Below are 6,588 nucleotides of genomic sequence, written 5' to 3'. Positions count from 1 at the left end.
TTAAACTCAAAAAGCCATTGGAAATGTATAAATTAGCAGCATAAAAACAATTAAGAAACAACTAATTGTGGTCTAAAGAAATGAGGGTAGAATAATATTATCAGAAGTATTTAAAAGATAAAGCATTTTCATTTTGTACCACTGTTGTACTATTTAATCATTGCCAACTACCATTAATAAAGAGAATTTTACTTTTTGTATCGGGAAATAAATTAGAATTTTCAAATATTATTAATTAAGATTATTACCTTAAAATTGATTAAAATTATGAAAAAAGTTCATTAATTTCGGTCGAGTTATTATTTGAATTTAGATATTCGATGTATTTTTAAATGTATTTATTATTATCAATCATTCAATATTGCTTTTAAAATCTAAAACTGTTATTGCATTTTATAAAGAAATTTACCCTATAATATTACATTCTCACCCAGAATCCCCAATATAAAACCGACCAATTGCGCAAATCACCATCGCTCAAAAACAGGTTAAAAACAGCTTTTGAGGTCCTTTAGAGCGGTTTTAAATTTATTTAATTAAAATTTTGAGTTTAAAAAGCGCGTTTTCTATTAAAAACTTTACATTTTGTAGTAGAACTACTACAAAGAATTTTAAAAAGAGGTTTTATCTTTGAAGTATAATAATTCAAATAAATAATTAACTTAAAAATTAGAAATTATGGCAGCTAACAATTCAAGAGGAGTTTTGAAATTCAACGGAGGATCAGAACAAAAAGTGTTAAAACTTAACTACAGTGTATCAAGATCTACAGACGTTTCTGGTCGTGTAGCATCAGATCCAAGTAATGCTTTAATTAAAATTACAATTGAAGCGACAGAAGATGCTCACGTATTAGAAAGTTTATTAAACGGAAAATACAAGCCAACAACTGGTGAAATTACTTTCAATAAATCTCACGAAGAAGGAACTTTGATCACTTTGAAATGGAACAACGGATATGTAATACAGCATGAAGTAGCATTTGATGCAATTGATCAAGACAATATGTTGATTTCTTTCGTGGTAAGTGCAGAGCAAATTGACTATGGCACATCAGCTTACGAAGGAATTTGGCCAGGTAAATAACATTTAAATCTTTTTCAACAATTCAGAATTTTATTCCCGACTGGTATGCTTTTAAGTATTTCTGGTCGGGTTTTTTTAACGTCTATTATTCAATAAGGAGCTACAGTAAGTTAAATTCTATTTCCTAATAAAATCCTAAAATTGAATTTTAGAACCCGATTCCCAAAAACTTGTACTAACTTCGTTTTTGATACATGATAAATAAAACAGAACCCGATATGTTTACAGATAATAATAAACCACCAACATCGCCAGAATTAAATACGCCAGATTTGGAAAGAATGGGGACAGATTCTCTAAGCTCATTTGTTGCGAAAAAATCAAAAATAAAAGGAGCAGATAAGATTGTAACAGCAGGAACTGCCATCAATGGTATTGCTGGAAAAATAAAACAAGCGCCTATCACGGTTGATAAAGACCTTTGGACGGACCAACCGACATCAAAAATTTATAATGCAAAAACAATTGCAGAAAATCAGATTTTGGGCATTAACCGCGTGGTTAAATTAAAAGTAATCATAGAAGGAAAAGTGATAAAACACTTCAAATATTTTAAATTAAACCAGAGTGCATCCAGTCATCATACATTTGATCTCACTTTGGCAGCGGAAGAAGTAGGTGATGATGAAAACCATGATTTACAAGCTGCTCAGGAATTTTTGGGCAAAAGATTGACTGCTGTTTTTCTTTATAAAGACGTAATAGACGGACCAGAAAGAACATTTGTGGGCGTAATCACAGAAGTTGGTTATGAGCAAGATTCGGGAAGTTTAGGCAACATCATCGTTTCTGGTTTTGATCCAACCATATTATTAGACTCGGCACCACATACCCAAAGTTTTGGTGGGGAGCAAGCCATCAGTCTCAATAGTATTGCAGATTCCGTCGTAAAAGAAGGTTTAGGAAGTTCTAATTATGATTTTCGTGTAGAAAGTGCTTACACCACTAATATTGGGTTTTCGGCTCAATATAACGAAACTCATTACAATTATTTAGCAAGAATAGCAGAAGCATATGGAGAACAATTTTTCTATGACGGAGAAGTTCTGCATTTTGGGAAATTACCACCACAAGAAACGCCTGTAGAATTAGAATATGGCTCCAATGTGAGCGATATAAAAGTAAAAATGCGTGCAATCCACGTAAATCCCACATATTACGGTTATAATAGCGGTAGCGATGAGAAATTAACAACTGGAGAATCAGAAATAAAACACCGATCAGATATTGCAAGCAGAGCTTACGATATTTCTAAAAACACTTTTAAAACGCCATCTTTGCGTGTTGCACCTATAAGATCTCAAACCTATAAAGATGTGGATTTTTCCCAGAAAGGAACTGCGGGCAGTAATTCTACACAAGTATTTATTACCACAGGAAACACCTCTTTGCCATTTCTTTATCCAGGATGTGCAGCAGATATTAAAATGCGAAAAAAAGACAGCAACAAAACTTCCTATTTCACAAAATTAATGATCATAGAATGCACCCACGAAGTAGATGCACGAGGATACTACAGTGGGACTTTCCAAGCAATAGCAGCAGATACAGGCTTTTTGCCACGTCCAAAATTTGAGCAACCACATGCTGAATCACAATTCGCAAAAGTAATAGATAATGCAGATCCAAAAAACCAAGGGCGTGTACAAGTTCGTTTTGATTGGCAATTGCACGATACCACAGAATGGATCCGAGTGATGACGCCCGATGCAGGAGGAAGCGATAAAGTAAGCAAAAACCGTGGTTTTATGTCCATCCCAGAAATAGGCGATCAAGTGATGGTAGATTTTATACATGACAATCCAGATCGTCCTTTCGTGATGGGATCTATGTTCCATGGGAAAGTTGGCGGCGGTGGTGGTGCTGGAAATAATGTGAAGAGTTTGAGTAGTAAAAGTGGACATATTATTTGTTTGAATGATGGAGCAGGTATAGAAATTAAAGATAAAAATGGAAATCATGTTACCTTGAGCGGGACGGGAGATGTGACAACTGAAGTAAGCAATAATAACACGGAAAAAATTGGTGTAAATCGCACAATAAATGTTGGAACAAACAATACCATAAACATTGGTTCAAAAGATGGTGGCGGTTCTAATGCAGTTTTAAAAATGGATAATGGCGGAAATGTAAGCATCACTTGTGATACAGAAATCAAATTTGAAACTGGATCAAGCTCAATTACTCTTTATTCTGATGGTTGCATAGACATTAAGGGAAAAAATATATCAATAAATGGAACAGAAAGCGTTTGTAATACTTCAGCGGGTGAAGTTCATATCAAAGGTTCAGGTAAAGCTGAAGCACTATTTAAAGGAAATACCACAATTACAGGTGGACAAGTTGATATAAATTAAATTATGGAATACAAATTGTACAATATCATCCAAGGTGATACTTTAGAATCTATAGCGAAAAAAAACAAGATAAGTATCGATGAGATGCTGGATTTTCATAATAGAAACTCTGGCATGATGCAACAATTTTTTGCAGAGCCAATTCCTGTACATATTTCTGAAATAAGAATTCCTTTGGAACAAAAGAAAAATGAAGAGGATTTAATAGATTATGATTTAATTACGAAGTACCGTTGTGAACAAACCGTTGTAACTAAGCTAAATGGCATTCCGACGAATACAGCTACTACTAAAAGAGAATTTCAATTAAAAAAAATAATTAAAGAAGATAATTTATTTATAGAAATAAAGATTCTTGATAATATAATTGAAATGAACCCTGCGCAATATCAGGAAGCAATAAATTTAGTTAGCGAATTAGATAATATAAAATGTGATGGAATTATTCTAAAAGTAAATAATATAACTGGTGGAATTAAAAAAGTGAATAATCATCAAGAAATCATAGAAAAATGGAAAAATCACAGGAACCTATTAGAAAGCAAATATGGTTTTATTCGTGATGCTAAAAGCAAAGAATCCATAGGAAAGTTTATTGATACTGCAGGAAAACAAATTGAAAACGAGAAAGCGCTTATAGATGACTTAAAAATGAAAATGTTTTTTGAAGTTATTTTCAATAAATATCTTGTAAATGCAACAGATAAAATGGACGAGTATAGCAGAAATGTTTATTCCCAGTTGTTTGAAGGTGAAATAGTAGAACTAAAAATAAAACAAGATCTTTTGCGGGAAAGTGAAGATCAGATTTTAGTTAGAAAAGTGAGTTCAATAAATGAGGCTACAAAAAGTTCTGCAAATCTCGAAGAGAAATACGATGAAAAATTTAAACCAATTTTAAAGTATAAATTTTCAGAATACAATGCAAGTTATCGGGAAAGAGTGGTTTACAATGATAAAATAAATTTGCCAGAAGAAGGCGAAGTAACCATGATAGAAGAAGTGAAAAATAACATTCAACTACTTGTAAATTATAACTTTAGAAAAATAGAATAATGGCAAATTCATATATTATACAAAGCACAAGTGTCGTATGCACCAATATGCAGGTTCCAAATCCCTTAAAAATCGGGGTTTCCAGAAGTAATCCCAATATTGTACATACGAATAAGACAGAATATTTTCTTACTATAGATGACAGAAAAATAAGCGAATCCTTCAAATGTAAAATGGCAGCAAAAAAATGGGGTGGTCTCGCTCTTTTATGTGTAGGATTAGCAATTGGCGGCGCTATTCTTCTCACAGTTGCTACAGGTGGACTAGCTGGTCCAGTACTTATAGCTCTTGCTGTTGGAGCACAGGCAGGTATTGCGGTTGCAGCAGTAGGAGCTGCTGTTGCCATCGGAATTGGATTTTATAAAGAAGCGCATGATTGTGATGTTACATTAGAAATACCTTGGGTAGGGTTTCACAACACTGTTAAATTCCAGAAAAAAAATGCACTTCTAAACTCTTCAGTTATGAATTGTCCACAAGGTGGTATAGTAACTTTGATTGTAGATCCGGTAATTGCTCAGCAGGCTGCAGATTTCATCAGTAATAATAATCAAAAAGAAATTATTGCACAGGGTTTAAGTAAATTTGGAGTTGGTCTTATTGGAGGATTGACGGGTGGTACTAATGTATTAGGCGTTTCACTTGCGATTGGTTTTGATTATATGTTTGAAAATGGTGAAAGCGAAAGATTAGATTTGCCTAAAGAAACGAAAGAAGCTACGATAGAAGCAGGAACAGGGGTAGGTACAGAACTAGCAAAAGAAGGCTCGGAAATAGCATCTGTAACTAAAACCAACCAAGCACTTACAAGAGAAATAACCCGATTTAATACAGAAGCTTTTGAGGCAGGTCTCGCTGGCAACATTTCTCGGCAAGCGAGCCGTGAATTGGCAGCAGATATTGCATCCAGATCATTTGAAAATTATGATGCCTTAAAAGCTTTAAAAGGTATAGGAATTGGTATTGGCGGTGCCATTGCAGGTTTTATTTTAGAACAGGCTGTGAATGTGTATGAGGATAACTTATATGTTGATTCTGAGTTAATGAGAATTAATTCTAATAATAAAGATGCAAACAATAACATTGGTGTAATAGCCACAGATAAATAATATCAAAATGAAAAGAATGGGTTATGTTATAGGAATAGTCATCGGAATACCAATATTTATTTTTGTAGGAAATTTTTTCTTTTTTCGAGGCAATGCACCAAATGACATAGAAATAGAAAAGTACATACAAAATTCTAAAAACGATACAATTATTTTACCTCACAGCACGGAAATAACTAGCAAACAATATATTAAGGGACTAAGCAGAAGAGGACGGCCTTCTGGCTTTTTATGGAGCTATATCTATTTTGATAATAAATATAAAAAGTTTCTATCTCTACAAACATTTTTATGGCTTGATGAAAATTCGCAAATGCGGGGAACTACTTTAGGTAGTAATGAAAATGGCGATAAAATGTCGGTACATATCAACCAATTACAACTCAACAATTCAAAATACGGTACAAAAGAAAACCCTGTTCCAGTATTTCCTATAGATATTATATTAGAACCTGGACAGTCTTCTTGGGAAGCAAGAGGTTATCCAGAAGATCCTTTTCATGTTTCAGATGAACTCAATAAAATTTTTGTAGAACAGTATTTGAAACATTTCATGCCGAAGGAAGAATTTAAAGAAATGTTTGAAGAGTAGGTATTATTTTAAAGTTATTGTAAATTAATATTTTACAAAATTAGTAAATTGCCAATTCACGCATTGCGGGCAACACTTCTCGGCAAGCGAGCCGTGAATTGGCAGCAGATATTGCATCCAGATCATTTGAAAATTATGATGCCTTAAAAGCTTTAAAAGGTATGGGGATTGGTATTGGCGGTGCGATTGCAGGTTTTATTTTAGAACAGGCGGTGAATACGTATGAGTATGGTACAAGTAAAAGTGTTGACGCAATAAAAGGTGGAGGGTTTGATTTTCCATATTTTGATGGTATATTCTACCCTCATTTCTTTAGACCACAATTAGTTGTTTCTTAATTGTTTTTATGCTGCTAATTTATACATTTCCAATGGCTTTTTGAGTTTAA

The 6,588-nt window shown here is 33.4% G+C and carries 6 protein-coding genes; all 6 read left to right on the top strand.

Going from position 1 to position 6,588, the window contains the following annotated elements; genetic code table 11:
• Positions 1-678: 678 nt before the first annotated feature.
• Complete coding sequence (gene tssD / locus HNQ03_RS15700; protein ID WP_173780579.1) at positions 679-1,086, top strand: type VI secretion system tube protein TssD; 408 nt, start codon at positions 679-681, stop codon at positions 1,084-1,086.
• A 194-nt stretch (positions 1,087-1,280) separates the two neighbouring features.
• Positions 1,281-3,443: a type VI secretion system Vgr family protein gene (locus tag HNQ03_RS15695; RefSeq protein ID WP_226927535.1), complete on the top strand. Its 2,163-nt coding sequence runs from the start codon at positions 1,281-1,283 to the stop codon at positions 3,441-3,443.
• 3 nt (positions 3,444-3,446) lie between these two features.
• Positions 3,447-4,499, top strand: coding sequence for a hypothetical protein (locus HNQ03_RS15690; protein WP_173780644.1), 1,053 nt, complete (start codon positions 3,447-3,449; stop codon positions 4,497-4,499).
• Complete coding sequence (locus HNQ03_RS15685) at positions 4,499-5,608, top strand: DUF4280 domain-containing protein (RefSeq protein ID WP_173780643.1); 1,110 nt, start codon at positions 4,499-4,501, stop codon at positions 5,606-5,608. Before HNQ03_RS15690 ends, HNQ03_RS15685 begins: the two co-directional genes overlap by 1 nt.
• A gap of 16 nt (positions 5,609-5,624) precedes the next feature.
• A complete protein-coding gene (locus HNQ03_RS15680; RefSeq protein ID WP_173780642.1) occupies positions 5,625-6,200 on the top strand; it encodes a hypothetical protein in 576 nt (191 codons plus the stop codon).
• Positions 6,201-6,298: 98 nt separating this feature from the next.
• Positions 6,299-6,538: a hypothetical protein gene (locus HNQ03_RS15675; protein WP_173780641.1), complete on the top strand. Its 240-nt coding sequence runs from the start codon at positions 6,299-6,301 to the stop codon at positions 6,536-6,538.
• The last annotated feature ends 50 nt before the right edge of the window (positions 6,539-6,588 follow it).

Source organism: Frigoriflavimonas asaccharolytica, assembly GCF_013294015.1.
GTDB classification, from domain to species: Bacteria; Bacteroidota; Bacteroidia; order Flavobacteriales; family Weeksellaceae; genus Frigoriflavimonas; species Frigoriflavimonas asaccharolytica.
Note: the sequence above shows the minus strand (reverse complement) of the source record. Positions and strands in the feature narration are given on the sequence as shown.

Coding starts and splice junctions, on each gene's coding strand:
- HNQ03_RS15695 (WP_226927535.1), top strand. CDS start 1,281: ATGATAAATAAAACAGAACCCGATATGTTTACAGATAATAATAAACCA.
- HNQ03_RS15690 (WP_173780644.1), top strand. CDS start 3,447: ATGGAATACAAATTGTACAATATCATCCAAGGTGATACTTTAGAATCT.
- HNQ03_RS15680 (WP_173780642.1), top strand. CDS start 5,625: ATGGGTTATGTTATAGGAATAGTCATCGGAATACCAATATTTATTTTT.
- HNQ03_RS15685 (WP_173780643.1), top strand. CDS start 4,499: ATGGCAAATTCATATATTATACAAAGCACAAGTGTCGTATGCACCAAT.
- tssD (WP_173780579.1), top strand. CDS start 679: ATGGCAGCTAACAATTCAAGAGGAGTTTTGAAATTCAACGGAGGATCA.